The sequence below is a fragment of the Ectorhizobium quercum genome (assembly GCF_026552795.1).
Taxonomy (GTDB): domain Bacteria; phylum Pseudomonadota; class Alphaproteobacteria; order Rhizobiales; family Rhizobiaceae; genus Ectorhizobium; species Ectorhizobium quercum.
Window position 1 is genome coordinate 75,478 of record NZ_JANFPI010000006.1, and the last position, 24,056, is coordinate 99,533.

Sequence of the window (24,056 nt, forward strand, 5' to 3'; positions counted from 1 at the left end):
TCAATCGTCCTGTCGTCAATTCAGCGAAAGCGCCACTTGCTGGGCGGTCCGGATGGCCGCCTCGTAATTGTTGATGAGCAGTTCCACTGAAGCGGCCGTCGCATCGAACACCGGAGCCGGATAGACACCGAAAAAGATGGTGAGCACGATCAGCGGGTAGAGCACGATCTTCTCACGCCTGTCCAGATCGAGCAGCGACTTCAGGCTGTCCTTCTCCAGCGCGCCGAAAATCACGCGGCGATAGAGCCAGAGCGCATAGGACGCCGACAGGATGACGCCCGTGGCGGCAAAGAGCGCGACCCAGGTGTTGACCCGGAACACGCCGATGATGGTCAGGAACTCGCCGATGAAGCCGGACGTGCCCGGCAGGCCGACATTGGCCATCGTGAACACCATGAACGCCACGGCATATTTCGGCATGTTGTTCACCAGACCGCCATAGGCCGATATCTCGCGGGTATGCAAACGGTCGTAGACCACGCCGACGCACAGGAAGAGCGCGCCCGAGACGATGCCGTGCGACAGCATCTGGAAGATCGCGCCCTGGACGCCCTGGCTGTTGGCCGCGAAGATGCCCATCGTCACATAGCCCATGTGGGCGATCGAGGAATAGGCGATCAGCTTCTTGATGTCGTCCTGCATCAGCGCCACCAGCGAGGTGTAGACGATGGCGATGACCGAAAGGGTGAACACGAAGGGCGCGAAGAAATCGGAGGCGAGCGGGAACATCGGCAGCGAGAAGCGCAGGAAACCGTAGCCGCCGAGTTTCAGCATGACGCCGGCCAGGATGACCGAGCCTGCCGTCGGCGCCTGCACGTGGGCATCCGGCAGCCAGGTATGCACCGGCCACATCGGCATCTTCACCGCGAAGGAGGCGAAGAAGGCCAGCCACAGCCAGGTCTGCATGCCCTCCGGGAAGGAATGCCGCAGCAGCGTCGGAACGTCGGTCGTGCCGGCCTGCCAGTACATCGCCATGATGGCGAGCATCATCAGCACCGAGCCGAGCAGCGTATAAAGGAAGAACTTGTAGCTGGCGTAGACGCGGTCCTTGCCGCCCCAGACCCCGATGATGATGAACATCGGGATGAGGGTCGCCTCGAAGAAGACGTAGAAGAGAACCGTGTCGAGCGCGACGAACACGCCGATCATCATGGTTTCCATGATCAGGAAGGCGATCATGTATTCCTTGATGCGCTTTTCGATCGAGGTCCAGCTCGCCAGCACGCAGAACGGCATGAGGAAGGTCGTCAGGATGACGAACAGCATGGAAATGCCGTCGACGCCGACATGATAGGCGATGCCGGTGCCGAGCCATTCGTGCTTTTCGACCATCTGGAAGCCCGGATTCGCATTGTCGAACCCGATCCAGACGAACAGCGACACCAGAAAGGTGAACACCGTCGTCAGCAGCGACACGTTGAGGATGTTGCGGCGGCCGAACGCCCCGTCTTCACGCGTGAAGAGAAGGAGCGCCACGCCGACCAGCGGCAGGAACGTGACCGTTGAGAGAATGGGCCAATCGGTCATTTACTGAGCACCCCCGAGCATCATCCAGGTAACGAGCGCGGCGACGCCGATCAGCATCGCGAACGCATAGTGATAAAGATAGCCGGTCTGGAGACGGACCACGCGATTGGTCACGTCGATGACGCGGGCGGCGACGCCGTTCGGGCCGTAGGTGTCGATGACGGCAACGTCGCCCTTCTTCCACAGGAACTTGCCGAGCGCCTTCGCACTGCGAACGAACAGCAGGTCGTAAAGCTCGTCGAAGTACCACTTGTTGAGCAGGAAGAGATAGAGCGGGCGGACGCTCTCCGCGAGCTTCTTCGGCGTCTCCGGCGAGACGATATAGAAGTAGTAGGCCGTCACGAAGCCGATGACCATCGACACGAACGGGCTCCACTTCACCCAGGTCGGGACGTTGTGGAACTCGTGCAGGATGTGGTTTTCCGGCCCGGTAAACAGCGCGCCCTGCCAGAAGTGGTCGTAATCGTGGCCGATGAAATATTCATGGAACACGACGCCCGCGAACAGCGCGCCGAGGGCGAGCGGCAGGAAAGGGACCGTCATGATCGGCGGCGATTCATGAACGTGGTGCATCACGTCGGCGGAGGCGCGCGGCTTGCCGAAGAAGGTCAGGAAGGCCAGGCGCCAGGAGTAGAAGCTGGTGAACAGGGCCGCGACGACGAGAAGCACGAAGGCGAAGCGGGCGGCGCCACCGTGGGCGGCGAAGGCCGATTCGATGATCGCGTCCTTGGAGAAGAAGCCGGCGGTGCCGATGATCGTGCCGGGAATGCCAACGCCAGTCAGCGCGATCGTGCCGATGGTCATCACCCAGAAGGTGATCGGGATGTGCTTGCGCAGCCCGCCCATGTGGCGCATGTCCTGCTCGCCGTCGACGGCGTGGATCACCGAACCCGCGCCGAGGAACAACAGCGCCTTGAAGAAGGCGTGCGTGAACAGGTGGAACACCGCCGCGCCATAGGCGCCGACGCCGAGCGCCACGAACATGTAGCCGAGCTGCGAGCAGGTCGAATAGGCGATGACGCGCTTGATGTCGTTCTGGACCAGACCGACCGTCGCGGCGAAGAAGGCGGTGATGCCGCCGATGATCGTGACGAAAGTCAGCGCGTCGTGCGACAGTTCGAACAGCGGCGACATGCGGGCGACGAGGAAGACGCCGGCCGTGACCATCGTCGCGGCGTGGATGAGCGCCGAAACCGGGGTCGGGCCTTCCATCGCGTCCGGAAGCCAGGTGTGCAGCAGGAACTGGGCCGACTTGCCCATCGCGCCGATGAACAGCAGGATGCAGGCTGCCGTCACGGCGTTTTCGCGGTCGAGCGTCATGCCGAAAAGGTTGATGACGACCTCATTGGCGTTGTCGCCTTCGAGATAGGTGCGGGCGGCTGCGAAGATCGTCTCGAAGTTCAGCGAGCCGAACAGGACGAAGACCGTGCCGATGCCGAGAAGGAAGCCGAAGTCGCCGACGCGGTTGACGATGAAGGCCTTCATCGCCGCGGCGGTGGCGGACGGCTTCTTGAACCAGAAGCCGATCAGCAGGTACGAGGCGAGACCCACGCCTTCCCAGCCGAAGAACATCTGCACGATATTGTCGGCCGTGACCAGCATGAGCATGGCGAAGGTGAACAGCGAGAGATAGGAGAAGAAGCGCGGCCGGTGCGGGTCGTGGTGCATGTAGCCGATGGAATAAAGATGCACCAGCGTGGACACCGAGTTGACCACGACGAGCATCACCGCCGTCAGCGTGTCGACGCGCAGCGCCCATTCGACGTCGATGCCGCCGGACTGGATCCAGCGCAGCACCGTGACCTTGATCACCCCTTCCCCTTCATGCGCGCCGAAGCCAACCTGGATGAAGACGATCCAGGACAGGATGGCGACGACGATCATCAGGCCGGAGGTGACGTACTCCGAGGCCTTGGCGCCGATCCGGTTGCCGAACAGCCCGGCGATGATCGAGCCGATCAGCGGAAGAAAGACGATAAGCTTGTAGATCATGATCGTCTCAGCCCTTCATCATGTTGACGTCTTCCACGGCGATCGAGCCGCGGTTGCGATAGAAGACGACGAGGATCGCCAGACCGATGGCAGCTTCGGCGGCCGCGACGGTCAGAATGAACAGCGCGAAGACCTGGCCGACGAGGTCGCCCAGAAAATGCGAGAAGGCGACCATGTTGAGATTGACGGCCAGCAGGATGAGTTCGATCGACATCAGGATGACGATGACATTCTTGCGGTTCAGGAAGATACCGAAGACACCGAGCGTGAACAGGACGGCGGCAACCGTCAGATAGTGGGAGAGACCGATTTCCATATTCTTGGTTCCTTGACCTCGCTCGTTCGCCTCAGATGCCCTGACCGGGCTTGACCTTGACCACCTCGACGGCGGTTTCCGGCGTGCGGGCAACCTGCTGGGAAATATCCTGGCGCCGGACGTGGGTGCGGTGACGGAGCGTCAGAACGATCGCGCCGATCATCGCCACCAGCAGCACGAGGCCCGACAACTGGAAGAAATAAACGTAATTGGAGTAGAGTACGTCGCCGAGCGCGGCCGTGTTCGACCGTTCGGTGAGCGGCGGGATGGGCATGGTGATGGTGTTCACGGCTTCCGGCGACAGCACGTTGCCGCCGACGAAGACGATCAGTTCGACCGCGAGAATGACGCCGACCAGGAAGCCGACCGGGGCATATTTGAGAACGCCCGCACGCAGCTCCGCGAAATCGACGTCGAGCATCATGACGACGAAGAGGAAGAGAACCGCAACCGCACCGACATAGACGACCAGCAGGATCATCGCCAGGAACTCGGCTCCCGTCAGCAGGAACAGACCGGCGGCGTTGAAGAAGGTCAGAATGAGGAACAGCACGGAATGAACCGGGTTCTTCGCGGAAATCACCATCAGCGCCGACGCCACCGCGACAAAGGCGAAGATATAGAAAAAAAGAGCCTGCAGACCCATGTTGGTGCCTTTTCGTCTTCCCTCGGGCGGTTTCCTGCCCTTTCGGGTTCATGCGCGGGCCTGAAGGCCCGGCACGTCCCTGTTATCCTTCCCGCGCGAAAAACCTCCCCGCGCGGCATGCGATGCCTCGATCAGCGGTACGGCGCATCCAGCGCGAGGTTGCGGGCAATCTCGCGTTCCCAGCGGTCGCCGTTCTCCAGCAGCCGTGCCTTGTCGTAATAAAGCTCCTCGCGGGTTTCGGTGGCGAACTCGAAGTTCGGACCTTCCACGATGGCATCGACCGGGCAGGCTTCCTGGCAGAAACCGCAATAGATGCACTTCACCATATCGATGTCGTAGCGCACCGTGCGGCGGGTTCCGTCGTTGCGGCGCGGACCTGCCTCGATGGTGATCGCCTGGGCAGGACAGATGGCCTCGCACAGCTTGCAGGCGATGCAGCGCTCCTCGCCGTTCGGATAGCGGCGCAGCGCATGCTCGCCGCGGAAGCGCGGGCTGACCGGCCCCTTTTCGAACGGATAGTTCACCGTCGCCTTCGGGCGGAAGAAGTAGCTCATCGTCAGCCCGATGGCAGAGACGAATTCCTTCAGGAACAGCGAATTGATTGCCTGGGAGAGACTGGCCATTTTATGCCCACCCCGTCAGTTTGAGAACGAATGCAACGATCACGACCATCGCCAGCGACAGCGGCAGGAACACCTTCCAGCCGAGGCGCATGAGCTGGTCGTAGCGGTAGCGCGGCACGAATGCTTTCACCAGTCCGAACATGAAGAAGACCATCGTCGCCTTCAGGATGAACCAGATGATCCCCGGCACCCAGTTCAGGAACCAGACGTCGACCGGTGGCAGCCAGCCGCCGAGGAACAGGATCGTCGTCAGCGCGCACATCAGCACGATGGCGGCGTATTCGCCGAGCATGAACATCATGTAGGGCGTCGAGCCGTATTCGACCATGAAGCCGGCCACGAGTTCCGATTCGGCTTCGGGAAGGTCGAAGGGCGGACGGTTGGTTTCAGCCAGCGCGGAGATGAAGAAGATGATGAACATCGGGAACAGGGCGAGCCAGTTCCAGTCGAGGAAGGTGTTCGGCAGGCCGAGCATGGTGCCGAGGCCGTCTTTCTGCGCATAGACGATGTCCGTCAGGTTCAGCGAGCCGACCGTCAGCAGGACGGTGACGATGACGAAGCCGATGGAGACTTCGTAGGATACCATCTGCGCCGCCGAGCGCAGCGCGCCGAGGAACGGATATTTCGAGTTCGAGGCCCAGCCACCCATGATGATGCCATAGACCTCGAGCGAGGAGATCGCGAAGACGTACAGGATGCCGACATTGATGTTGGCGATCACCCAGCCGTCTGCGAGCGGGATCACCGCCCAGGTGGCGAGCGCCAGCGTCACGGCGACGAGCGGCGCCAGCAGGAACACGCCCTTGTTGGCACCAGCCGGAATGATCGGCTCCTTGAAGACGAACTTCAGAAGGTCGGCGAAGGACTGGAACAGCCCCCAGGGGCCGACGACGTTCGGGCCGCGGCGCATCTGGACGGCAGCCCAGATCTTGCGGTCGAACAGCAGAACATAGGCGATGTAGATCAGCAGCGCCACCATCAGCAGCAGCGATTGCCCGACCATGATCAGCGTCGGCCAGACATAAGTCGAAAAGAAAGTATCCATGTCCCCTGCCCTTACTCTGCGGCGGCCTTGAAGTTGTTGCGAGCCAGGGCCGAGCATTCGGCCATGACGGCCGAAGCGCGCGCGATCGGGTTCGTCAGATAGAAGTCCTTGACCGTCGACACGAAGGCGCCGTGGCCGAGCGTGCCCAGCGCGCCGCCGAGCCGCGCGACGTCCTGCGCATCACCGGCAGCGATCTCGTCGATCTCCGCCAGATGCGGGAAGGCTTCGAACAGCCTGGCGCGCAGCGCGCCGAGCGAATCGAACGGCAGCTTGTGGCCGAGGACATCCGAAAGCGCGCGCAGGATCGCCCAGTCCTCGCGGGCGTCGCCCGGCGCGAAGCCGGCGCGGTTGCCCTGCTGGACGCGGCCTTCCGTGTTCACCCAGATGCCGGATTTCTCCGTATAGGTCGCGCCCGGCAGAATGACGTCGGCGGCATGCGCGCCGGCATCGCCGTGGCTGCCGATATAGACGGTGAATTTCGCGCCCTTGCCAGAGAAGTCGAGTTCATCCGCGCCGAGCAGGAAAAGGACTTCCGACGAGGCGAGGATCGACGCGGCATCGAGCGAGCGGTCGGCCGGCACGAAGCCGATATCGAGACCGCCGACGCGGGACGCCGCCGTGTGCAGGACGGAAAAGCCGTTCCAATCCTCGGAAACGGCACCGACATCGACGGCGAGCTTCGCCGCGGCGGCCAGCACGGCGGCGCCGTCCGGACGGGCAAGTGCGCCCTGACCGACGATGACCAGCGGCTTCGACGCCGCCTTCAGCTTTTCGAAGAAGGAGCCGTTGCCGTTGGCGAGATCGGTCAGCGAGTCCGGGCCGGCACCGAGATAATCGTAGGAATAGCGCAGCTCGCCGCCCTCGCCGATCACGCCGATCGGGAAACCGCCGCGGCGATAGCGCTTGCGGATGCGGGCGTTAAGCACCGCCGCCTCGAAGCGCGGGTTGGAGCCGACGATGAGCAGCGCGTCGGCCTCCTCGATGCCCTGGATCGTGGCGTTGAAGAGATAGGAAGCGCGGCCGTTCGACGGATCGAGCGCCGCCCCGTCCTGGCGACAGTCGATATTGGTCGAGCCGAGCGACGCCATCAGCGACTTCAGCGCGAACATTTCCTCGACCGAGGCCAGATCGCCGGCAATCGCGCCGATCTTCGAACCGCTGACGCCGGCGACGGCGTTGCGGATGGCCGAAAAGGCTTCCTGCCAGGAGGCCGGTTGCAGGCGGCCGTTGGTGCGGACATAGGGGCGATCGAGACGCTGCGTGCGCAGGCCGTCCCAGATGAAGCGGGTCTTGTCGGAAATCCACTCCTCGTTGATCGCCTCGTTGACGCGCGGCATGACGCGCATCACTTCGCGGCCGCGGGTATCGACGCGGATCGCCGAGCCGACGGCATCCATGACGTCGACGCTTTCGGTCTTGTTCAACTCCCACGGACGGGCCGTGAAGGCGAAGGGCTTCGACGTCAGCGCCCCGACCGGGCAGAGATCGACCACGTTGCCCTGAAGCTCCGAGGTCATCGCCTGTTCGAGATAGGTGGTGATCTCGGCGTCCTCGCCGCGGCCGATCAGGCCGAGTTCGGAAATGCCCGCCACTTCCGTGGTGAAGCGGACGCAACGGGTGCAGTGGATGCAGCGGTTCATCACCGTCTTGACGAGCGGGCCGATATACTTGTCCTCGACGGCGCGCTTGTTTTCGGTGTAGCGCGAGCCGGCGATGCCGTAGGCCATCGCCTGGTCCTGAAGGTCGCATTCGCCGCCCTGGTCGCAGATCGGGCAATCCAGCGGGTGGTTGATGAGCAAGAATTCCATGACGCCTTCGCGGGCCTTCTTGACCATCGGCGTATTGGTGAAGATTTCCGCCGGCTCGCCGTTCGGACCGCCGCGAATGTCGCGCACGCCCATCGCGCAGGAGGCCGCCGGCTTCGGCGGTCCGCCCTTCACCTCGATGAGGCACATGCGGCAATTGCCGGCAATCGACAAACGCTCATGAAAACAAAAGCGCGGAACTTCGGCACCCGCCGCCTCCGCCGCCTGAAGCAGCGTGAAATGGTCGGGGACTTCGATCTCTACACCGTCAACTTTCAGCTTTGCCATCGTCCACCTTCAGTCTTCAATTTTCCTTGCCGTCCCGGCCGGGCGCCGCCATCCGGGCGCTCGCGAAGCCGGGCAGCTTTATTCCGCAGCTTCGAGCACCGCGCCTTCGGACGTCGCCCTGTGCGTGTACTGGTCGATGCGCCTTTCGATTTCCGGGCGGAAATTGCGAATGAGCGCCTGGACCGGCCATGCGGCAGCGTCGCCGAGAGCGCAGATCGTGTGGCCTTCGATCTGCTTCGTGACCGAGAACAGCATGTCGATCTCGCGCTTCTGCGCGTGGCCCGTCACCATGCGCTCCAGAACGCGCATCATCCAGCCCGTTCCTTCGCGGCAGGGCGTACACTGGCCGCAGCTCTCGTGCTTGAAGAAGGCCGCGATGCGCCAGATGGCCTTGATGATGTCGGTGGACTTGTCCATGACGATCATGCCGCCGGTGCCGAAGGACGACTTCACCTCGCGCATGCCGTCGAAGTCCATGATGGCGTCCTGCATGTCCTCGCCCTTGACGACCGGGCACGACGCGCCACCGGGGATGACGGCCAGAAGATTGTCCCAGCCGCCGCGAATGCCGCCGCAATGATGCTCGATCAGCTCCCTGAACGTCAGGCCGAGCGCATCCTCGAAGGTGCAGGGCTTCTCGACATGGCCCGAGACCATGAACAGCTTGGTGCCGACATTGTTCGGACGGCCGATGGACGAGAACCAGCTTGCGCCGCGGCGCAGGATGGTCGGGGCGACCGCGATGGATTCGACGTTGTTCACCGTGGTCGGGCAGCCGTAGAGGCCCATGTTCGCCGGGAACGGCGGTTTCAGGCGCGGCTGGCCCTTCTTACCTTCGAGGCTTTCGATGAGCGCGGTTTCCTCGCCGCAGATATAGGCGCCGGCGCCGTGGTGAACGTAGATGTCGAAATCCCAGCCGTTCTTGGTGTTCTTGCCGAGCAGGCCGGCGTCGTAGCACTCGTCGATGGCCGCCTGGAGCGCCTCGCGCTCACGCATGTACTCGCCGCGCACATAGATGTAGGCGGTGTGGGCGCCCATCGCGAAGCCGGCGATCACGCAGCCCTCGATCAGCGTATGCGGATCGTGGCGCAGGATTTCGCGGTCCTTGCAGGTGCCCGGCTCGGATTCGTCGGCGTTGACCACCAGATAATGCGGACGGCCGTCGCTCTGCTTGGGCATGAAGGACCACTTCATGCCGGTCGGGAAGCCGGCACCGCCACGGCCGCGCAGGCCGGACGCCTTCATCTCGTCGATGATCCAGTCACGGCCCTTTTCGATGATCTGCTTGGTGCCGTCCCAATGGCCACGGGCCATCGCGCCCTTCAGCGACTTGTCCTTGAGGCCGTAGATATTGGTAAAGATGCGATCCTGATCCTTCAACATGCCCTACCTCCTCACCGCGGCTTCTTGCCGAAAACACGGACATATTCCTCTTCGCCGCCGCGCGCCAGCGCATCGGCCTGCTTGATCCACTCGTCGCGGGCGATGCGGCCGGGAAAGCTCGCATAGGCATCCACCCATTCGATCTGGGCCGGCGTGAGCGCGGCGATCTGCGCATAGGTGAAGATGCCGAGTTCGTTCAGCGTGGCGGCGATCTTCGGGCCGATGCCGGCGATCAGTTCGAGATCATCCGGCTTTTCCGGCCTGTCGACAGCCTTCGGACGATTCGGATCGTCGAGGGACGGCTTCTGTGCCGCCGTTTCCGCCGCCTTGGCATTGGCCGCAGCGCCATTCTTGTCCGTCACCGGCGTCTTGACCGAGGTATCGCCTTCCGCCGAGGCCGTCACCGGCTTGGCGGCGTTGGTCGGAGCGGCCGCAGCCTCGCCCGACAGGGCCGCCGGCGCTTCGAGATTGGTGCGAACGGGCACGACCTCTTCGAGAAGCGTCACCGGCCCGCCTTCGGGAACGGAGAAATGACGGCCGTTCTGCGGGCCGGTGGGAACGTCCGCACCGTTGCCCGCCTCGAAGGCGTCGATGATCTCTTCCAGGCGCTCGGGCGTCAGGTCCTCATAGGCATCCTTGAAGATGATAACCATCGGCGCGTTGACGCAGGCGCCCTGACATTCGACCTCTTCCCACGACAGCGTGCCCGACGCGTTCGGCGTCAGCGGGTCGTGGTGGATCTTCTTCTTGCAGACCCGGATCAGGTCTTCCGAGCCGCGCAGCATGCAGGGCGTGGTACCGCAGACCTGGACATGGGCCCGCGTGCCGACCGGCTTAATCTGGAACTGGGTGTAGAAGGTCGCCACTTCCAGAACGCGGATATAGGCCATGCCGAGCATGTCGGCGACATATTCGATCGCCGCGCGCGAGACCCAGCCTTCCTGTTCCTGCGCCCGCATCAGAAGCGGGATGACGGCGGACTGCTGGCGGCCTTCCGGATACTTCCTGATGGTGGCCTCTGCCCAGGCGGCATTCTCCGCATTGAACGCGAACTCCGGGGGCTGGACATTCTCTTCGGCTAATCGACGAACGGACATTCTTCCTCACGCCTTATCTTGAAACGGACGCGGCTGCATGGATAGCACATGCAGCGCTTGTCCGCCGGTCTTTCCGACTGGACATTTCACATTCAACGCCGGCCGCCCCGAAGGCGCTCTCTCCCACTGCCCGCGCGGTCGCGGGACAGAGAAGGCTTCGAGCGCGAAAGGCGGCGACGCGCATCATCAGCGGTCCACCTCGCCGAACACAATGTCGAGCGAACCGAGCACGGCCGTCACGTCGGCGAGCAGATGGCCCTTCGACATGAATTCCATAGCCTGGAGATGCACGAAGCCCGGAGCGCGGATCTTGCAGCGATACGGCTTGTTGGAGCCGTCCGACACGAGGTAGACGCCGAACTCGCCCTTCGGCGCCTCGACGGCGGCGTAAACCTCGCCGGCCGGCACGTGATAGCCTTCGGTGTAGAGCTTGAAGTGGTGGATCAGCGCTTCCATCGAGCGCTTCATCTCACCGCGCTTCGGCGGCACGACCTTGCCGTCGAGCGACGAGACCGGGCCGACGCGATCCTTGCCGAGCAGACGGTCCACGCACTGCTTCATGATGCGCACCGATTCGCGCATCTCCTGCATGCGAATCAGGTAGCGGTCGAAACAGTCGCCGTTCTTGCCGATCGGAATGTCGAACTCCAGCTCCGAATAGCACTCGTAGGGCTGCGCGCGGCGCAGGTCCCAGGCCGCGCCCGAACCGCGCACCATGACGCCAGAGAAGCCGAGCGCCCAGGCATCCTCCAGCTTCACGACGCCGATATCGACGTTACGCTGCTTGTAAATGCGGTTGCCGGTCAGCAGGCTCTCGATATCGTCCAGCACCTTGATGAACGGATCGCACCACTTGCCGATGTCCTCGACCAGTTCCGGCGGCAGGTCCTGATGAACGCCGCCCGGACGGAAATAGGCCGAGTGCATGCGCGCGCCGCAGGCCCGCTCGTAGAACACCATCAGCTTTTCGCGTTCCTCGAAGCCCCAGACCGGCGGCGTCATGGCGCCCACGTCCATCGCCTGGGTCGTCACGTTCATGATGTGCGACAGGATGCGGCCGATCTCGGAATAGAGGACGCGGATGAGCTGGCCGCGAATCGGGATTTCCACGCCGAGCAGCTTTTCCACCGCCAGCGCGAAGGCGTGTTCCTGGTTCATCGGCGCCACGTAGTCGAGGCGGTCGAAATAGGGAACGGCCTGAAGATAGGTCTTGGTTTCGATCAGCTTTTCGGTGCCGCGGTGCAGCAGGCCGATATGCGGGTCGACGCGCTCGACGATTTCCCCGTCCAGTTCGAGCACGAGACGCAGAACGCCGTGCGCGGACGGATGCTCCGGACCGAAATTGATGGTGAAGTTGCGGACGTTATGTTCAGTCATGCTTTTGACTCCGCCGACGTGACCATAGCAATGAAGTCTGCACCGGTCATGTTCTTCGTGGCTTCCGTGAACGAGTAGCAATCGGGCTTTTCATCGATGAAAATCTGCGAGACGAACCGGAAATCCGACGGATTGGCGAACGCCTGCACCGACACCGCATGGTGGCTGCCGTCCTTCGACCGCCACAGCAGCGTGCTGCCGCAGGACGAACAGAAGCAGCGCTCGCCCCATTCCGACGAAGAATAGACCCCGAGCGCCGACCGATCGGCAAACTCGACCTCTTCGCATTCCACGGCCAGGAACACCCCGCCCGACCAGCGGCGGCACATCGAGCAATGGCAGGCGCCGATCTCGCGGGCGCCGACCTGCGCCTCGAAACGGACGGCACCGCAAAGACATTGCCCCTGCTCTCGCATACCTTCTCGCGTCATTGCTTCGCCTTTTCATCGCCGGGAAGCACGTATTCCGTCCCTTCCCAGGGCGAGAGGAAGTCGAAGCTGCGGAATTCCTGCTTCAACTCCACCGGCTCATAGACGACGCGCTTGGCGACATCATCGTAACGCACCTCGACGAAGCCCGTGACGGGGAAGTCCTTGCGCAGCGGATGCCCTTCGAAGCCGTAGTCGGTCAGGATGCGGCGCAGGTCCGGATGCCCGGAGAACAGGATGCCGTACATGTCCCAGGCTTCGCGCTCGAACCAGCCGGCGCCCGGGAAGATGCCGATGATCGAGGGGACCGGCGTCGCCTCGTCGGTCGCCACCTTGACGCGGACGCGCAGGTTCTGGCGCGGCGACAGCAAGTGATAGACGACGTCGAAACGGTTGACGCGCTGCGGATAGTCCACGCCCGCCAGATCGATGAAGCTGACGAAACCGCACTGCACGTCGTCGCGCAGGAAGTTGATCAGGTCGATCAGCTTGCCCGCCTCGGTCGTCAGCGTCAGTTCCCCGTAACGGATTTCGGAGCCCGTGATCAGGCCGGCGGCCGTTTCGCCGATATAGGAAGCAAGTTCGTTGAGGGCTTCACTCATTGCTCTTCTTCCCTCGCCTCAGCGCTCGATCGTGCCGGTACGGCGGATTTTCTTCTGGAGCAGAAGAACGCCGTAGATCAGCGCCTCTGCCGTGGGGGGACAGCCCGGAACGTAGATGTCGACCGGAACGACGCGGTCGCAGCCGCGCACCACCGAATAGGAATAGTGGTAATAGCCGCCGCCGTTCGCGCACGAACCCATCGAGATGACATAGCGCGGCTCGGGCATCTGGTCGTAGAGCTTGCGAAGCGCCGGCGCCATCTTGTTGGTCAGGGTGCCGGCGACGATCATCACATCCGACTGGCGCGGCGAAGCGCGCGGCGCGACGCCGAAGCGCTCGAGGTCGTAGCGGGGGCCAGATGCCTGCATCAGCCCCTCGACGGCGCAACAGGCCAGGCCGAACTGCATCCACATCAGCGAGCCGGTGCGCGCCCAGGTGATCAGCTCATCCGTGGAGGTGACGAGAAAGCCCTTGTCGGCAAGCTCGTTGTTGATCTCGCCGAAGAAGGGATCGTCCGAACCGACCGGCTTGCCCGTGTTCGGGTCGATGATGCCCTTCGGCTGCGGCGCGACGACCGTCGTATTGCCCTGGATCACTCCCATTCGAGAGCCCCCTTCTTCCATTCATAGATAAAGCCGATGGTCAGAACCGACAGGAACACCATCATCGACCAGAAGCCGAACCAGCCCAGTTCGCCGAAGGAAACCGCCCAGGGGAACAGGAAAGCCACTTCCAGGTCGAAAATGATGAACAGAATCGAAACCAGATAGAAGCGGATGTCGAATTTCATACGGGCGTCATCGAATGCGTTGAAACCGCACTCATAGGCCGACAGCTTTTCCGCATCGGGCGCCTTGAAGGCAACGGCGAAAGGCGCGATCAGCAGCGCCAGGCCGATAACAAGAGCAATACCGATGAAAATAGCGATCGGAATGTAGGAACTGAGCAATTCAGTCATCTTTTTCATCCCTGCTTGCGCATGACGCCGGGCGGCGCCTCCGGCCGGATACGCGGACCGACAAGCCGAAAACAGTGTTGCAACGAGCCGTGGTTAGCGCAGGCCGCGTCGGCGCGCAAGTGATTGTGGCGCCTTTTCGACCAATTGACCTTGTCCAGTGTAGCAGCGCCCCATTCCGGAGTCTTGAAGAAACACACCAGGGACTGTTGCTATGCAGCATTTCCGGCGAAATGAATCACAAGAAACAATATGCCGTGAATAACCCCGGTTTCCGCAAAAAAAGCTTCCCTCGACCGCGTGCATGGCAACACCGGAAACCGGCCATGCCTAAAGCACCCGGCCCATTCCGGGAAGCATGGAGGGAAAACGCGAAGAAGTGGCGCGAGTGACGGGGCTCGAACCCGCGACCTCCGGCGTGACAGGCCGGCACTCTAACCGACTGAGCTACACCCGCGCATCGTATCGAACGACGGTCATTCCTCGAGGCCGATCATGAAAGTGGCGCGAGTGACGGGGCTCGAACCCGCGACCTCCGGCGTGACAGGCCGGCACTCTAACCGACTGAGCTACACCCGCACTTCATTCCTGATCCGAAGCGCCGGAGCGCTCCGCCGAAGCGGCCTCGCCGTTCGATGAGCGGCTAACTACGGGGTTCGGCTTTTGGTGTCAAGCGACTTTCAGCGACAAAAAAGAAACGGCCCCGTCTCCACAGGCGCGGGAGCTGGCGGCAGGACCGTGAAAGCCTTTAGCCATGCGCCCGCACGCCCGCACCGCACCTGCATGCCTGCGTTTTCCACGCCCGCCGTTTTTACCGGCCGCCCGACGCGATCGTCAAAAATGCGGAAAATGACGAATTGCCTCTTGCGGTTTTTCACCGATCCGCATAGATCACCGCCACCGACGCGGCGGATCGAAAGGTCCGTGCATGGCGCGCAGGGCGATTAGCTCAGTTGGTAGAGCGCCTCGTTTACACCGAGGATGTCGGGAGTTCGAGTCTCTCATCGCCCACCATTCCAGCCCTTTCGGGAATGCTTCGGGAGCGGTACGGAAATCGTCGTGCCCCCTTGCATTTGCCGCGAAGACGGTTATGAAGAGCCGCGCTGGCCTTGAGACATTCATTCCTGCCCCTGCGGCAGGACAAGGGCGATTAACTCAGCGGTAGAGTGCTTCGTTCACATCGAAGAAGTCGGGGGTTCGAATCCCTCATCGCCCACCATTCCCCTGAAAATGAAGTGAACTGCCCGGATTTCCTGCATCGGGACAACCCGGCGACACCGTTGCGAACGGCCGGGCAGCCGGCGGATATCTCCGCCGGCTTCATTGTCTCAGCCCTTGACCGTGACGACCGCCTCGACGAAGGCGTCGATCTGGTCTTCCTTCAGGCCGGCGATGTTGATTCGGCCGTCGTCGACCAGATAGACGCCGAATTCCTGCCGCAGGCGCAGCGCCTCTTCCGGCGTCACGCCGATCAGCGAAAACATGCCGCGATTCTCCGTCAGGAAGTCGTAGGCGCCGGAATTGGTCCGGCGGCGGAAAGCCTCGGCCAGGCCGCGGCGCAGGTCGGCGATCCGGCGGCGCATGGTCTCCACTTCGTTCCGCCACCGGGCGGTGAGGTCCGCGTCCTCCAGAATGATTCGCACCACCGCCGCACCGTGGTCCGGCGGCATCGAATAGCCGGTGCGGGCCTCGGCCATGAGCTGCGCCTCGGCAATCGCCGCTTCCTCCGGCGACCGGCCGAGCACGAAGGCCGCGCCGGTGCGGTCGCGGTAGATGCCGAAATTCTTGGAGCAGGACGATGCGACCAGCATTTCCGGCAAAAGCCCGGCCAGATGGCGCACGGCCCACGCGTCCTCTTCCAGCCCGTCGCCAAAGCCCTGATAGGCGATGTCGACCAGCGCCAGCAGCTTTCTTTCCGCCAGCACTCCGGCCAGTTCGCTCCATTCGCCGCGCGTGAGGTCGGCGCCGGTCGGATTGTGGCAGCAGCCGTGCAGTAGGACGAGATCGCCGGGCTCGGCCCGTTCGAGAGCCGCCTTCATCGCCGGGAAGTCGACCCTGCCGGTCGCGGCATCGAAATAGGGGTAGCGGACGATTTCCAGGCCGACATGCCGGGCGATGGCGGCATGGTTGCCCCAGCTCGGCTCCGGAATATGGATGCGGCTGGTAAGGCGGGCGGCAAAGCCCATCAATATCGACAGGGCGCCCGAACCGCCGGGCGTCTGCAAGGCGCGGATGCGCTCTGCGGGCGCGTCGGCCCCGAACACCAGCGGCACGATGACACGGCAGAAGGTCGGATCGCCGCCCATGCCGAGATAGGATTTGGTCGTCTGGGCGGCAAGCAGCCGGCGCTCGGCCTCGCGAACGGATGCGAGAACCGGCGTCGCGCCGGTCTCGTCGCGATAGACCCCCACGCCGAGATCGATCTTGCCGGCGCGGCCGTCTTCGGCATAGGCCGAAATCAGCGAGAGAATCTTGTCCGGCGGCGGGGCCTGAAGTTTTTCAAACATGCAATCGATCCTGCTTGGTCCTTGGTGGGGAAGCGCACTATGCCTCCCCTTTGCCTGTCCGTGTCAAGCGTCGGCCGGCCGTGCGGCACCCGGCCAGACGCGGTTGCGCACCACCGTCACCGTGCAGGGCGCGTGAGCCGCCACCTCGCCGGCCACGCTGCCGAGCAGCGAGCGCATCGCCGCCTCGGCCCGCGCGCCCATGACGATATGATCGACATGGTTTTCCCGGGCATATTCGAGAATCGCCTGGGCGGGCGAAACCGCCTCGATGACATGAAAGGTCACGCCGCCCTGCGGCGCATCCAGCGCCGCCGCCCAGTTCCTGAGTTCGGCCAGCCGCTTCACATGCTTGCTGCGGCCGTCCTCGTCGAGCGACGAATCAAGCACGATGCGGCTGACCTTCATCACGTTCAGGCAGGCGACGCGCGCGTCCGGCATCGCGGCCAGCGTGGTGGCGACCACCGTGCGCAGCGTTTCCAGAAGGGTCGGCGTGGCGCCGAGAAGGTCGATCGCGACGAGAACGATCGGCGCATCGAACAGCTGGCCGACCGCCTGTTCCGGCCTGACCATATCCACCGGATCGGGGTTGAAGCGACGCTTCAGCACGATCGCGAACGGGTCGCGCCTCGTCTTCTCCGCCCGCGGCGAAAGTGCCACGGCCGGCAGGTCCTGAAGATCGACGGCAAGCTGGGCCGCCGTCGGATAGCGCCGGGCCGGGTTGATCTCCAGGCAGCGCAGGATCACCTCCTGAAGCGCGGGGGGAATGGACGGGTCGAGCGCGCGCGGCGGCCAGGGATCGCGCCACAGGCGCCGTTTCAGGCCCTTGAGACCCTGCGGATCGCCGAAGGGCCGCCTGCCGGTCACGAAGAAATACATCAGGGCGCCGAGCGCGAAGATGTCCGAGCGGAAATCGCTGCGGTGGCCGAGGATCTGCTCCGGCGCCATGTAGGGCGCGGTGCCGTAGGGAAGACGGAACTCCTCATGCATCAGGTCGGGCAGTTCGAGGTGCCGCGCCAGGCCGTAGTCGATCAGCACGGCCTCGCCGCCCGGACGGAACATCACGTTCGACGGCTTGACGTCGAGATGCACGACCTTCTGATGGTGCAGGCTGTCGAGCGCCGTCGCGATCCGCCCGCCCAGATCGGCGACCTGATCCGGCGCAAGCGGCAGGCTGGCGAGGAGTGGAAGCAGAGACTTGCCCGGCACCACCTCGAACACGATATAGGGCTGGAAGTCGAAATCGCCGTTCGCCACGAAGCGCGGCACATGCGGGCCGGAAAGGCGCGGCAAGATCATCTGCTCCATCTCGAATCCGACCACCGCCGCCGGATCGGCGCCCTCTCCCAGTTCCGGCACCTTCATCAGCATCGGAAAATCGTGATCGGGGTGGGTGACGTGCCACAGCCTCGCCATGCCGCCCTTGTGGGCCATCGTCCCCAGCGTGAAACCGTCGATCACGTCGCCGGCCCCGAGCTTCGCCCGCGCCATGCTCACCTCCCCGCCGAAAGACGCGCCGCGAGGCGTTCGGGCAGGCCCGCCGCCCTGATCTTTGCCGCCGCCGCCTCCAAATCGTAGGCGGTGCGCATGAAGCGCAACTCGCTCGCCTGCGTCTCGTAAAGCCCGAAAGCCGCCGCCGGATTGCCGTCGCGGGGCTGGCCGACCGCCCCCATCACAGCCAGCCACCGGCGCTGCGGCAGAAGCGGCACGGGCGTTTGCGAGATCGGCGTGAACGGCGTCACGCGCCCCTGCGGCGCGCGAGTGTAGAGCGCCGGCACATGGACATGGCCGCAAAAACCGACCCGCTGTTTCGTCGCGTCGAAATGAAGCGTGGCGCAGGCGGAATCCGTGACGTAACGCCAGCGCTCCGGGCTGCTTGCGTCCGCATGGACATAGATCCTGTCGTCGTCCTCGATCAGCAGCGGCAATTGCGCCAGAAACGCGATCTGGTTCCGGTCGAGCTTCCCGCGCGTCCAGTCGATGGCGGCTCGCGCCGCGCCGTTGAGCGAGACGGTGCCGCCGGAGACCGCCTCGTCGTGGTTGCCGCGCACGCACAGGGCGCCGGCGGCGGCCAGTTCCCGCGCCTTGTCCACGCACCAGGCGGGGTCCGCGCCGTAACCGACGATATCGCCGAGCAGGACGAACCGTTCCGCACCGGCCTTCACCGCGGCATCGAGACAGGCCTCGAAGGCCTCGCGGTTGGCGTGGATGTCGGACAGAATGGCGATCAGCATGCGGACGACCCTCCCTGTTCCTCCGCTCCGGCGAGAAAGGCGGACGAACAGAAGAAGCCTAGCGCGTCCCGAAGCACTTGCCTATTCGTCTAAAATCGAGGCGGACGTCTCAATCCGGGGAGAAACGGACGATATCGGCCTCGTCGCCCAGCAGGCGAACCGCCGCATCGACGACGCTTTTCTGATGGGTGAAGAGGATGGTCTGGAAAGCCGGTCCGGTGCCGGCCAACGTCGTCAGGCCGGCGGCGGTGCGCTCCTCGTCGAAGGTCTGGAAGATGTCGTCGGCGATCAGCGGCACGGGTTCGTTGCGGCTGGCGAAATCCTCGATGAAGGCAAGGCGCAGCGCCAGATAGAGCTGGTCGCCCGTGCCTTCGCTGAGCCCGGTCAGCGGCACCTGCTCGCCGCCTGCGCGCTCCGCCAGCAATTGCAGCGCGTCGTTTTCGTCGTAAAGCTGGACGAGACGGCGGAAGCGCCCGCCGGTGATGCCGGAAAAAAGCTCTCCCGCCCGGCGCATGACGGGATCGGCCTGCTTCTCGCGATAGGTTTCCATCGTGGCGCCGAGCAGGCCGGAGGCGAGCCTGAGCACCACCCAGCGGCGGGCCAGATCCTTAGCCTCGGTCTCGGCCGAAAGTCGCTCCAGCGCGGCCCGCTCCGCACCGACGCCCTTTTCCAGCGCCTCGCGTTCGCGCCGCAGATCGGCAAGACGAACGTTCAGCTCGCTGAAACGCTCGACGCCGAGCGTGTCGGCGGCTTGCAGGCGTTCGATCTCGAGCCCGGCGGCCACGCGGTCGAAACCGTCGAGCGCCCGGCGGATGGCCGCCTCGTCCATCCCGTCGGCATGGGCGGCAAGGCGCGCCCGGCTTTCCGCCAGCCGTTGGCGCAGGCGCTCCCGTTCCTCCAGACGGCGCAGGAGATCGTCGGCATCGCCGCCCTCCGGCAGAAGCGCCGCCATGCGCTCCCCCGTTTCCGTAACGGAAAGCCGGGCGCTCTCAAGCCGCGCCGACGCCTCACCGATCGCCTGACGGAGCTGCCGCTGCCGTTCTCCGGCCGCCTTCGCCTCGCCGGCACGGCGGTGGAGCATGTCGATCGCGGCATCGGCGGAAAGCGAGGCCAGATCCGGCGCGAGCGTGCCGACAAGCGCCGCCACCTCCCGTTCGAAGGTTTCGAGATCGCGGCGCATGCCGCGCACGCGGCGGCGGCGGTTGTCCCGCTCGGCGAGAAGAACGGGCACCTCGCGCCACAGATCCAGCGCCGCCTCGACCATCACCGGCTCGGCATCTTCCCCGAGCCCGATGGCAAGGCAGGCCTCGGAAAATCGCCGGCGGAACGCCTCATGCCGTTCGCCAAGGTCCGCGCCGCGCTCTTCCAGCGCGGCAATCTTCTCCCGCACCGAACGCAGTTCCTCCTCGCGCCCCTTCGCCTTCAGGAAACGCTGCGAAAGATCGGCCACCGCCTGTTCCAGTCCCCGGTGCAGAACCGAAAGCGGCGCATCGTCATATCCCGCCAGCCCCAGCGTTTCGGCCATGTCTTCCAGCATGGGCCGCAGGCCCGCATCCCGGCGTTTCAGCGCCTCCAGCTCGTCCTGAAGCGCCTGAAGGCGCTCGCGCTCCTTCAGCAGCCCCTCGACGCCCCGGCGCCATTCCAGCATGGCGTCCGGCGCCAGCGGCACGACGTCGCAATCGGCAAACAGCGCCCGGTAGGCCTCGCGCGCCGCCTCAAACTGTCCGCTCGCGGCGGCAAGCGTTTCGACCGCCCTTTCCTTCGCCGCACCAAGCTCGCCGGCCCGCAGCCGCAGGGCAGCGTGGCGGGAGACGCGCTCCGCATCGGCCAGCATCCGGTCGGCCAGTTCGTCGGCGCGGGCGACCAGCCGGGTCAGGTCGCCGACGGCGGCGGCGGAACGGTCGCCGGTCTTCAGGCTTTCCAGCAGGCCATCCCGCTCGCGGCGGACGACGGCGATATCCTCGCGGGTGACGATATCCGTTCCGCTTTCGAGGGAGCGGAGCGTCGCGGTCACGTCCGCCAGATCGGCCTCCAGCGCGGCGAGCGCCCTTTCGGCCTCGCGCCGTTCGGTATCGAGCCCGTCGAGGCTCCGGCGCTGGCCGGCAATCGCCACCTCATCGGGCAGCGGCATCGCGGCCAGCCTGTCGACGTCGCGGATGGAGGGACGCAGGCGGGAGGCCGTCTCGTGCAGCCCGTTCGCCAGCCGGTCGCGCTGCACCGCAAGGCTTTCCAGCCGCGACAGGTGATCCAGTTCCGGCCTGAGTGCGCCCAGACGCTCCCGGAACGGCGCCGGATCGACGAGCCGGCCACTCTCCTTGCGCTCCAGAGCGCGCAGATAATCGCGCTCCTCGACCAGACGCCCGGCATGGTGTTCCCGCTCGTTCGCCAGGCTGCGGGCCTCTTCCAGAAGGCCGCGCAACCGGGCCAGCACGGTATCCGGCGGCAGCGCCTTTTCCAGATCGGCCTCGCCATCCAGCCCCAGCCGGCGCGCGTCGTTGGCAAGGCGGCGGTCGAAATCGTCCGCCTCCGCCTCGACGCGCGGCAGGTCCTGCCGGGTCTTGAGACAGGCGCCCGTCTCGGCAAAGCGCGCGGTGATCGCGGCCTCCTCGGCCAGCAGTTTCTCATCGATCCGCAGGGCGGCGAGCGCGGCCGTCAGCGCCGCCAGCTCCTTCTCTTCCCGCTCCTCGTCCGCAGCGGCGGCGCGAACCTTCTGAAGGGCATCGGAGAGCGTCTGCGCGAATCCCGCGGGCAAGGCGCCCAGCGCCTCGTAAGCGCCCAGCGCGGCCAACTCTCCGTCGATCTCGCCGATCAGCGGCGCAAGCTGGCGCAGCGTCTCCAGCCGCGCCAGCGCATGGCGCGTTTCCTCGCGCTCCTTGCGCAGCACGTCAAGCTCGGCCTCGACGGAGGCGATGCCGGCGACCAGCCGCTTCCAGTGGGCGGATTTCAGCTCGCTCTCGCGCTCGGCGCGGCGGGCCTGCTCATGGCGGTCCAGCACCTGATAGAAGCTGCGGCCCGCCGCGCGTTTCGGCGCGAAGATACCCTCCGCCTCGGCATCCAGAGACCGGCGCAACCGGGTAAGCCCCATCATGCCGGAGGCGGCGGAAAACAGCAGGCTGCCGATCTCGCCGCCCGCCTTCAGCATCTCGTCCGCTCCCCGGCGCAGGCGCTCGGAGTTCAGCCCGAAGGCGCGCTCGAAAACCGCGCGGTCCAGCCCGCCGACAAAAGGCATGAGGGCATCGTCAGGCAGGGCGCCTTCCGTGTCCTCGTCCGCCAGCAGCGTGTTCTTGCGCCCCTTCCTGCGGCGGAATGCGAGGCTGCGGCCATCCCGGGCGGAAAGCTCCGCCGAAATCCTCAGGTCCCTGGCATCGTGCAGGAACCCCTGCTCGGTCCGCTCCGGGAAACCGAACAGCAGATCGGAGATCGCCGCCAGCGCGGAGCTTTTCCCGGCCTCGTTGGGACCGTAGACGATATGAAGCGCCGCGCCCGAGCGGAACGTCAGGGCCGTGTCCGTCAGCGCACCGTAGCGCAGCAGGCCGATCCGCGAGAAGCGCATCAGGCGTCCTCCCCGCTGCGGGAAAGAAGCAGTGCCCGCGCTTCGGCAAGCAGCGCTGCCGCATCCGCGCCGAGCGGCAGATCGCCCGCACCGATGCCGCCCGGCAGCTTGGCGGCGATTTCGCGGATGCGGGTCTCCGCCTCCGCGATCATTTCCAGGCTCCAGTCGCCCTCGGGCAGCAGGCCCTCCAGATCGGCCATTCCGCCGGGTGCGGCGGGCTTTTTCGGCGGGTGCAGGTCCAGCACCAGCTTTTCCAGCCACACATCGCCGCCGGCGCGGTGAAGGGCGGCCTGCATCTCGTCGCGCATGTCGGCGGCCCGGGCGATGAACTCACGCGCCAGCGGCGTTTCGCCGGCCAGCCTGAGGCGCAGCGCCACGACGCGGCCCTCCGCCGCTTCGGCAAAGGGGCCGGCAGCCGCCGCCACGCGGGAAACGAGAACCGCAAGATCGTCGTCCGGGACGACCGTCACCGCGATTTCGTGGAAACGGGCCCGGTCGACGATCATCCGCTCGGTGCGGATGCGATGGTCCTCGACGCTGACGAGCACGGCCCCCTTGGCGCCCTGCTCGCGAATCGAGCGGCCCTGAAGATTTCCGGGGAAGATCACCAGCGGATCTTCGGCGACCACCTCGAAATCATGGACATGGCCCAGCGCCCAGTAGTCGTAGCCGCGCGAGCGCAGATCGTCCACCGAGCACGGCGCATAGGGTGCGTGCGGCTCGCGCCCCGTCAGCGACGTATGCAAAAGGCCGATGTTGAACCAGCCCTGTTCGGGCGGCGGATAGTCGAGCGCCAGATTGTTCTGGGCCGAGCGTTCGGCAAAGCCCTGCCCGTGCAGCGCGACCTTCAGATCGGCAAGCCGGACCGTGCCGGGCCTGTTCACCGGAAATTCATGGACATTACCCGGCAGGGTGATGGTTCTGGTGATGACGCTTTCGGCGTCGTGATTGCCCTTGATGAGAAAGACAGGAATGTTCTCCCGGCCGAGCCGGGCAACCTCGCGGTTGAAGAAAAGGCCGATGGAATTGTCCTTCCAGTCGCCGTCGTAGACATCGCCCGCGACGATCAGGAAGTCGGCTTTCTCCTCGATGGCGCGCGACACGAGCGCCGAAAAGGCCTCGCGGCTCGCCTCGGCAAAGCGGGCGGCGAGCGCGGCATCCTTCAGCGCCAGTCCCTGAAACGGGCTGCCCAGATGCAGGTCTGCGGCGTGGATAAAGCGAAACGAGGTCATCGAATCGCAATGTAGTGAAGATCCGCGCCTTTTCACGGGCCAAGACGGTCCATGCACAAGAAAGACGCCGCAACCAGCTCCCGGAACGGAAAAAGCCCGGCACGGAACCGGGCTTTCCAGAATGCTTATGCGCGCACCCCTTGGGGTGTTTCCGGCATCAGCTGTTGACGGCGTCCTTCAGGCCCTTGCCGGGCGTGAACTTCGGAACGTTGCGCGCCGGGATGTCGACGGCGGCGCCGGTCGAAGGATTGCGGCCCGTGGTGGCTTCACGGCGCGAGACGGTGAAGCTGCCGAAACCTGCGAGGCGGATGTCGCCGCCGCTCTTCAGCTCGCCCTGAACCGTCTCGAAAACGGCATCAACGGCAGAGGCCGCATCGGCCTTGGTCAGACCAGCCTTCTCGGCAACGGCAGCGACCAGCTCGTTCTTGTTCATGTTTCCACCCCTTTC

At 64.7% G+C, this 24,056-nt stretch carries 20 protein-coding genes and 4 tRNA genes; 2 read left to right on the top strand and 22 right to left on the bottom strand.

The window, feature by feature from the left end:
* Window positions 1-15: 15 nt before the first annotated feature.
* The 16 genes from NOF55_RS17550 to NOF55_RS17625 form a co-directional block, all read right to left on the bottom strand.
* The gene (locus NOF55_RS17550; RefSeq protein WP_306412418.1) at window positions 16-1,527 is read right to left on the bottom strand and encodes an NADH-quinone oxidoreductase subunit M; all 1,512 of its coding nucleotides are present in this window, start codon (window positions 1,525-1,527) and stop codon (window positions 16-18) included.
* Complete coding sequence (gene nuoL, locus NOF55_RS17555; RefSeq protein WP_306412419.1) at window positions 1,528-3,519, bottom strand: NADH-quinone oxidoreductase subunit L; 1,992 nt, start codon at window positions 3,517-3,519, stop codon at window positions 1,528-1,530.
* 7 nt (window positions 3,520-3,526) lie between these two features.
* Complete coding sequence (gene nuoK, locus NOF55_RS17560; protein ID WP_306412420.1) at window positions 3,527-3,835, bottom strand: NADH-quinone oxidoreductase subunit NuoK; 309 nt, start codon at window positions 3,833-3,835, stop codon at window positions 3,527-3,529.
* Window positions 3,836-3,866: 31 nt separating this feature from the next.
* The gene (locus tag NOF55_RS17565) at window positions 3,867-4,481 is read right to left on the bottom strand and encodes an NADH-quinone oxidoreductase subunit J (RefSeq protein ID WP_306412421.1); all 615 of its coding nucleotides are present in this window, start codon (window positions 4,479-4,481) and stop codon (window positions 3,867-3,869) included.
* 131 nt (window positions 4,482-4,612) lie between these two features.
* Window positions 4,613-5,104, bottom strand: coding sequence for an NADH-quinone oxidoreductase subunit NuoI (nuoI, locus tag NOF55_RS17570; RefSeq protein ID WP_306412422.1), 492 nt, complete (start codon window positions 5,102-5,104; stop codon window positions 4,613-4,615).
* Window position 5,105: 1 nt separating this feature from the next.
* Window positions 5,106-6,149 carry an NADH-quinone oxidoreductase subunit NuoH gene (gene nuoH, locus NOF55_RS17575; protein WP_306412423.1) on the bottom strand — a complete coding sequence of 348 codons (1,044 nt, stop codon included), beginning with the start codon at window positions 6,147-6,149 and terminating at the stop codon, window positions 5,106-5,108.
* An 11-nt stretch (window positions 6,150-6,160) separates the two neighbouring features.
* The gene (nuoG, locus tag NOF55_RS17580; protein ID WP_306412424.1) at window positions 6,161-8,242 is read right to left on the bottom strand and encodes an NADH-quinone oxidoreductase subunit NuoG; all 2,082 of its coding nucleotides are present in this window, start codon (window positions 8,240-8,242) and stop codon (window positions 6,161-6,163) included.
* Window positions 8,243-8,320: 78 nt separating this feature from the next.
* On the bottom strand, window positions 8,321-9,625 hold the full coding sequence (nuoF, locus tag NOF55_RS17585; RefSeq protein ID WP_306412425.1) for an NADH-quinone oxidoreductase subunit NuoF: 1,305 nt from the start codon (window positions 9,623-9,625) through the stop codon (window positions 8,321-8,323).
* 11 nt (window positions 9,626-9,636) lie between these two features.
* Complete coding sequence (nuoE, locus tag NOF55_RS17590; protein ID WP_306412426.1) at window positions 9,637-10,722, bottom strand: NADH-quinone oxidoreductase subunit NuoE; 1,086 nt, start codon at window positions 10,720-10,722, stop codon at window positions 9,637-9,639.
* 186 nt (window positions 10,723-10,908) lie between these two features.
* Window positions 10,909-12,099: an NADH-quinone oxidoreductase subunit D gene (locus tag NOF55_RS17595; RefSeq protein WP_306412427.1), complete on the bottom strand. Its 1,191-nt coding sequence runs from the start codon at window positions 12,097-12,099 to the stop codon at window positions 10,909-10,911.
* On the bottom strand, window positions 12,096-12,530 hold the full coding sequence (locus NOF55_RS17600) for a GFA family protein (protein WP_306412428.1): 435 nt from the start codon (window positions 12,528-12,530) through the stop codon (window positions 12,096-12,098). The genes NOF55_RS17595 and NOF55_RS17600 overlap by 4 nt, the downstream gene beginning before the upstream one ends.
* A complete protein-coding gene (locus NOF55_RS17605) occupies window positions 12,527-13,129 on the bottom strand; it encodes an NADH-quinone oxidoreductase subunit C (protein ID WP_306412429.1) in 603 nt (200 codons plus the stop codon). Before NOF55_RS17605 ends, NOF55_RS17600 begins: the two co-directional genes overlap by 4 nt.
* 18 nt (window positions 13,130-13,147) lie before the next feature.
* Window positions 13,148-13,732 carry a NuoB/complex I 20 kDa subunit family protein gene (locus tag NOF55_RS17610; RefSeq protein WP_306412430.1) on the bottom strand — a complete coding sequence of 195 codons (585 nt, stop codon included), beginning with the start codon at window positions 13,730-13,732 and terminating at the stop codon, window positions 13,148-13,150.
* The gene (locus tag NOF55_RS17615; RefSeq protein WP_306412431.1) at window positions 13,723-14,088 is read right to left on the bottom strand and encodes an NADH-quinone oxidoreductase subunit A; all 366 of its coding nucleotides are present in this window, start codon (window positions 14,086-14,088) and stop codon (window positions 13,723-13,725) included. Before NOF55_RS17615 ends, NOF55_RS17610 begins: the two co-directional genes overlap by 10 nt.
* A 377-nt stretch (window positions 14,089-14,465) precedes the next feature.
* A tRNA-Asp gene (locus tag NOF55_RS17620) sits at window positions 14,466-14,542 on the bottom strand.
* 45 nt (window positions 14,543-14,587) lie between these two features.
* Window positions 14,588-14,664: transfer RNA gene (locus NOF55_RS17625), tRNA-Asp, on the bottom strand.
* A 359-nt stretch (window positions 14,665-15,023) separates the two neighbouring features.
* On the opposite strand from NOF55_RS17625, the gene NOF55_RS17630 reads away from it, so the two are divergent.
* Window positions 15,024-15,099 (top strand) — tRNA-Val (locus NOF55_RS17630).
* A gap of 130 nt (window positions 15,100-15,229) precedes the next feature.
* Window positions 15,230-15,304: transfer RNA gene (locus NOF55_RS17635), tRNA-Val, on the top strand.
* A gap of 109 nt (window positions 15,305-15,413) precedes the next feature.
* On the opposite strand, the gene NOF55_RS17640 is transcribed toward NOF55_RS17635, so the two are convergent.
* The 6 genes from NOF55_RS17640 to hupB all read right to left on the bottom strand — a co-directional run bounded on the left by NOF55_RS17640 (window position 15,414) and on the right by hupB (window position 24,041).
* The gene (locus tag NOF55_RS17640; protein ID WP_306412432.1) at window positions 15,414-16,592 is read right to left on the bottom strand and encodes an amino acid aminotransferase; all 1,179 of its coding nucleotides are present in this window, start codon (window positions 16,590-16,592) and stop codon (window positions 15,414-15,416) included.
* 63 nt (window positions 16,593-16,655) lie between these two features.
* Window positions 16,656-18,080 (bottom strand): serine/threonine protein kinase, encoded by a 1,425-nt coding sequence (locus NOF55_RS17645; protein ID WP_306412433.1) that lies wholly within the window; start codon window positions 18,078-18,080, stop codon window positions 16,656-16,658.
* Between the two features lie 2 nt (window positions 18,081-18,082).
* On the bottom strand, window positions 18,083-18,823 hold the full coding sequence (locus tag NOF55_RS17650; RefSeq protein ID WP_306412434.1) for a metallophosphoesterase family protein: 741 nt from the start codon (window positions 18,821-18,823) through the stop codon (window positions 18,083-18,085).
* A gap of 109 nt (window positions 18,824-18,932) precedes the next feature.
* Window positions 18,933-22,376 carry an ATP-binding protein gene (locus tag NOF55_RS17655; protein ID WP_306412435.1) on the bottom strand — a complete coding sequence of 1,148 codons (3,444 nt, stop codon included), beginning with the start codon at window positions 22,374-22,376 and terminating at the stop codon, window positions 18,933-18,935.
* Complete coding sequence (locus NOF55_RS17660) at window positions 22,376-23,608, bottom strand: metallophosphoesterase family protein (RefSeq protein ID WP_306412436.1); 1,233 nt, start codon at window positions 23,606-23,608, stop codon at window positions 22,376-22,378. Before NOF55_RS17660 ends, NOF55_RS17655 begins: the two co-directional genes overlap by 1 nt.
* A gap of 157 nt (window positions 23,609-23,765) precedes the next feature.
* A complete protein-coding gene (hupB, locus tag NOF55_RS17665; RefSeq protein ID WP_306412437.1) occupies window positions 23,766-24,041 on the bottom strand; it encodes a DNA-binding protein HupB in 276 nt (91 codons plus the stop codon).
* Window positions 24,042-24,056 lie beyond the last annotated feature (15 nt).

Bases quoted from the DNA above. Each gene is read 5' to 3' on its own strand.
- NOF55_RS17550 (WP_306412418.1), bottom strand. From the start codon at position 1,527: ATGACCGATTGGCCCATTCTCTCAACGGTCACGTTCCTGCCGCTGGTC.
- nuoL (WP_306412419.1), bottom strand. From the start codon at position 3,519: ATGATCTACAAGCTTATCGTCTTTCTTCCGCTGATCGGCTCGATCATC.
- nuoK (WP_306412420.1), bottom strand. From the start codon at position 3,835: ATGGAAATCGGTCTCTCCCACTATCTGACGGTTGCCGCCGTCCTGTTC.
- NOF55_RS17565 (WP_306412421.1), bottom strand. From the start codon at position 4,481: ATGGGTCTGCAGGCTCTTTTTTTCTATATCTTCGCCTTTGTCGCGGTG.
- nuoI (WP_306412422.1), bottom strand. From the start codon at position 5,104: ATGGCCAGTCTCTCCCAGGCAATCAATTCGCTGTTCCTGAAGGAATTC.
- nuoH (WP_306412423.1), bottom strand. From the start codon at position 6,149: ATGGATACTTTCTTTTCGACTTATGTCTGGCCGACGCTGATCATGGTC.
- nuoG (WP_306412424.1), bottom strand. From the start codon at position 8,242: ATGGCAAAGCTGAAAGTTGACGGTGTAGAGATCGAAGTCCCCGACCAT.
- nuoF (WP_306412425.1), bottom strand. From the start codon at position 9,625: ATGTTGAAGGATCAGGATCGCATCTTTACCAATATCTACGGCCTCAAG.
- nuoE (WP_306412426.1), bottom strand. From the start codon at position 10,722: ATGTCCGTTCGTCGATTAGCCGAAGAGAATGTCCAGCCCCCGGAGTTC.
- NOF55_RS17595 (WP_306412427.1), bottom strand. From the start codon at position 12,099: ATGACTGAACATAACGTCCGCAACTTCACCATCAATTTCGGTCCGGAG.
- NOF55_RS17600 (WP_306412428.1), bottom strand. From the start codon at position 12,530: ATGACGCGAGAAGGTATGCGAGAGCAGGGGCAATGTCTTTGCGGTGCC.
- NOF55_RS17605 (WP_306412429.1), bottom strand. From the start codon at position 13,129: ATGAGTGAAGCCCTCAACGAACTTGCTTCCTATATCGGCGAAACGGCC.
- NOF55_RS17610 (WP_306412430.1), bottom strand. From the start codon at position 13,732: ATGGGAGTGATCCAGGGCAATACGACGGTCGTCGCGCCGCAGCCGAAG.
- NOF55_RS17615 (WP_306412431.1), bottom strand. From the start codon at position 14,088: ATGACTGAATTGCTCAGTTCCTACATTCCGATCGCTATTTTCATCGGT.
- NOF55_RS17640 (WP_306412432.1), bottom strand. From the start codon at position 16,592: ATGTTTGAAAAACTTCAGGCCCCGCCGCCGGACAAGATTCTCTCGCTG.
- NOF55_RS17645 (WP_306412433.1), bottom strand. From the start codon at position 18,080: ATGGCGCGGGCGAAGCTCGGGGCCGGCGACGTGATCGACGGTTTCACG.
- NOF55_RS17650 (WP_306412434.1), bottom strand. From the start codon at position 18,823: ATGCTGATCGCCATTCTGTCCGACATCCACGCCAACCGCGAGGCCTTC.
- NOF55_RS17655 (WP_306412435.1), bottom strand. From the start codon at position 22,376: ATGCGCTTCTCGCGGATCGGCCTGCTGCGCTACGGTGCGCTGACGGAC.
- NOF55_RS17660 (WP_306412436.1), bottom strand. From the start codon at position 23,608: ATGACCTCGTTTCGCTTTATCCACGCCGCAGACCTGCATCTGGGCAGC.
- hupB (WP_306412437.1), bottom strand. From the start codon at position 24,041: ATGAACAAGAACGAGCTGGTCGCTGCCGTTGCCGAGAAGGCTGGTCTG.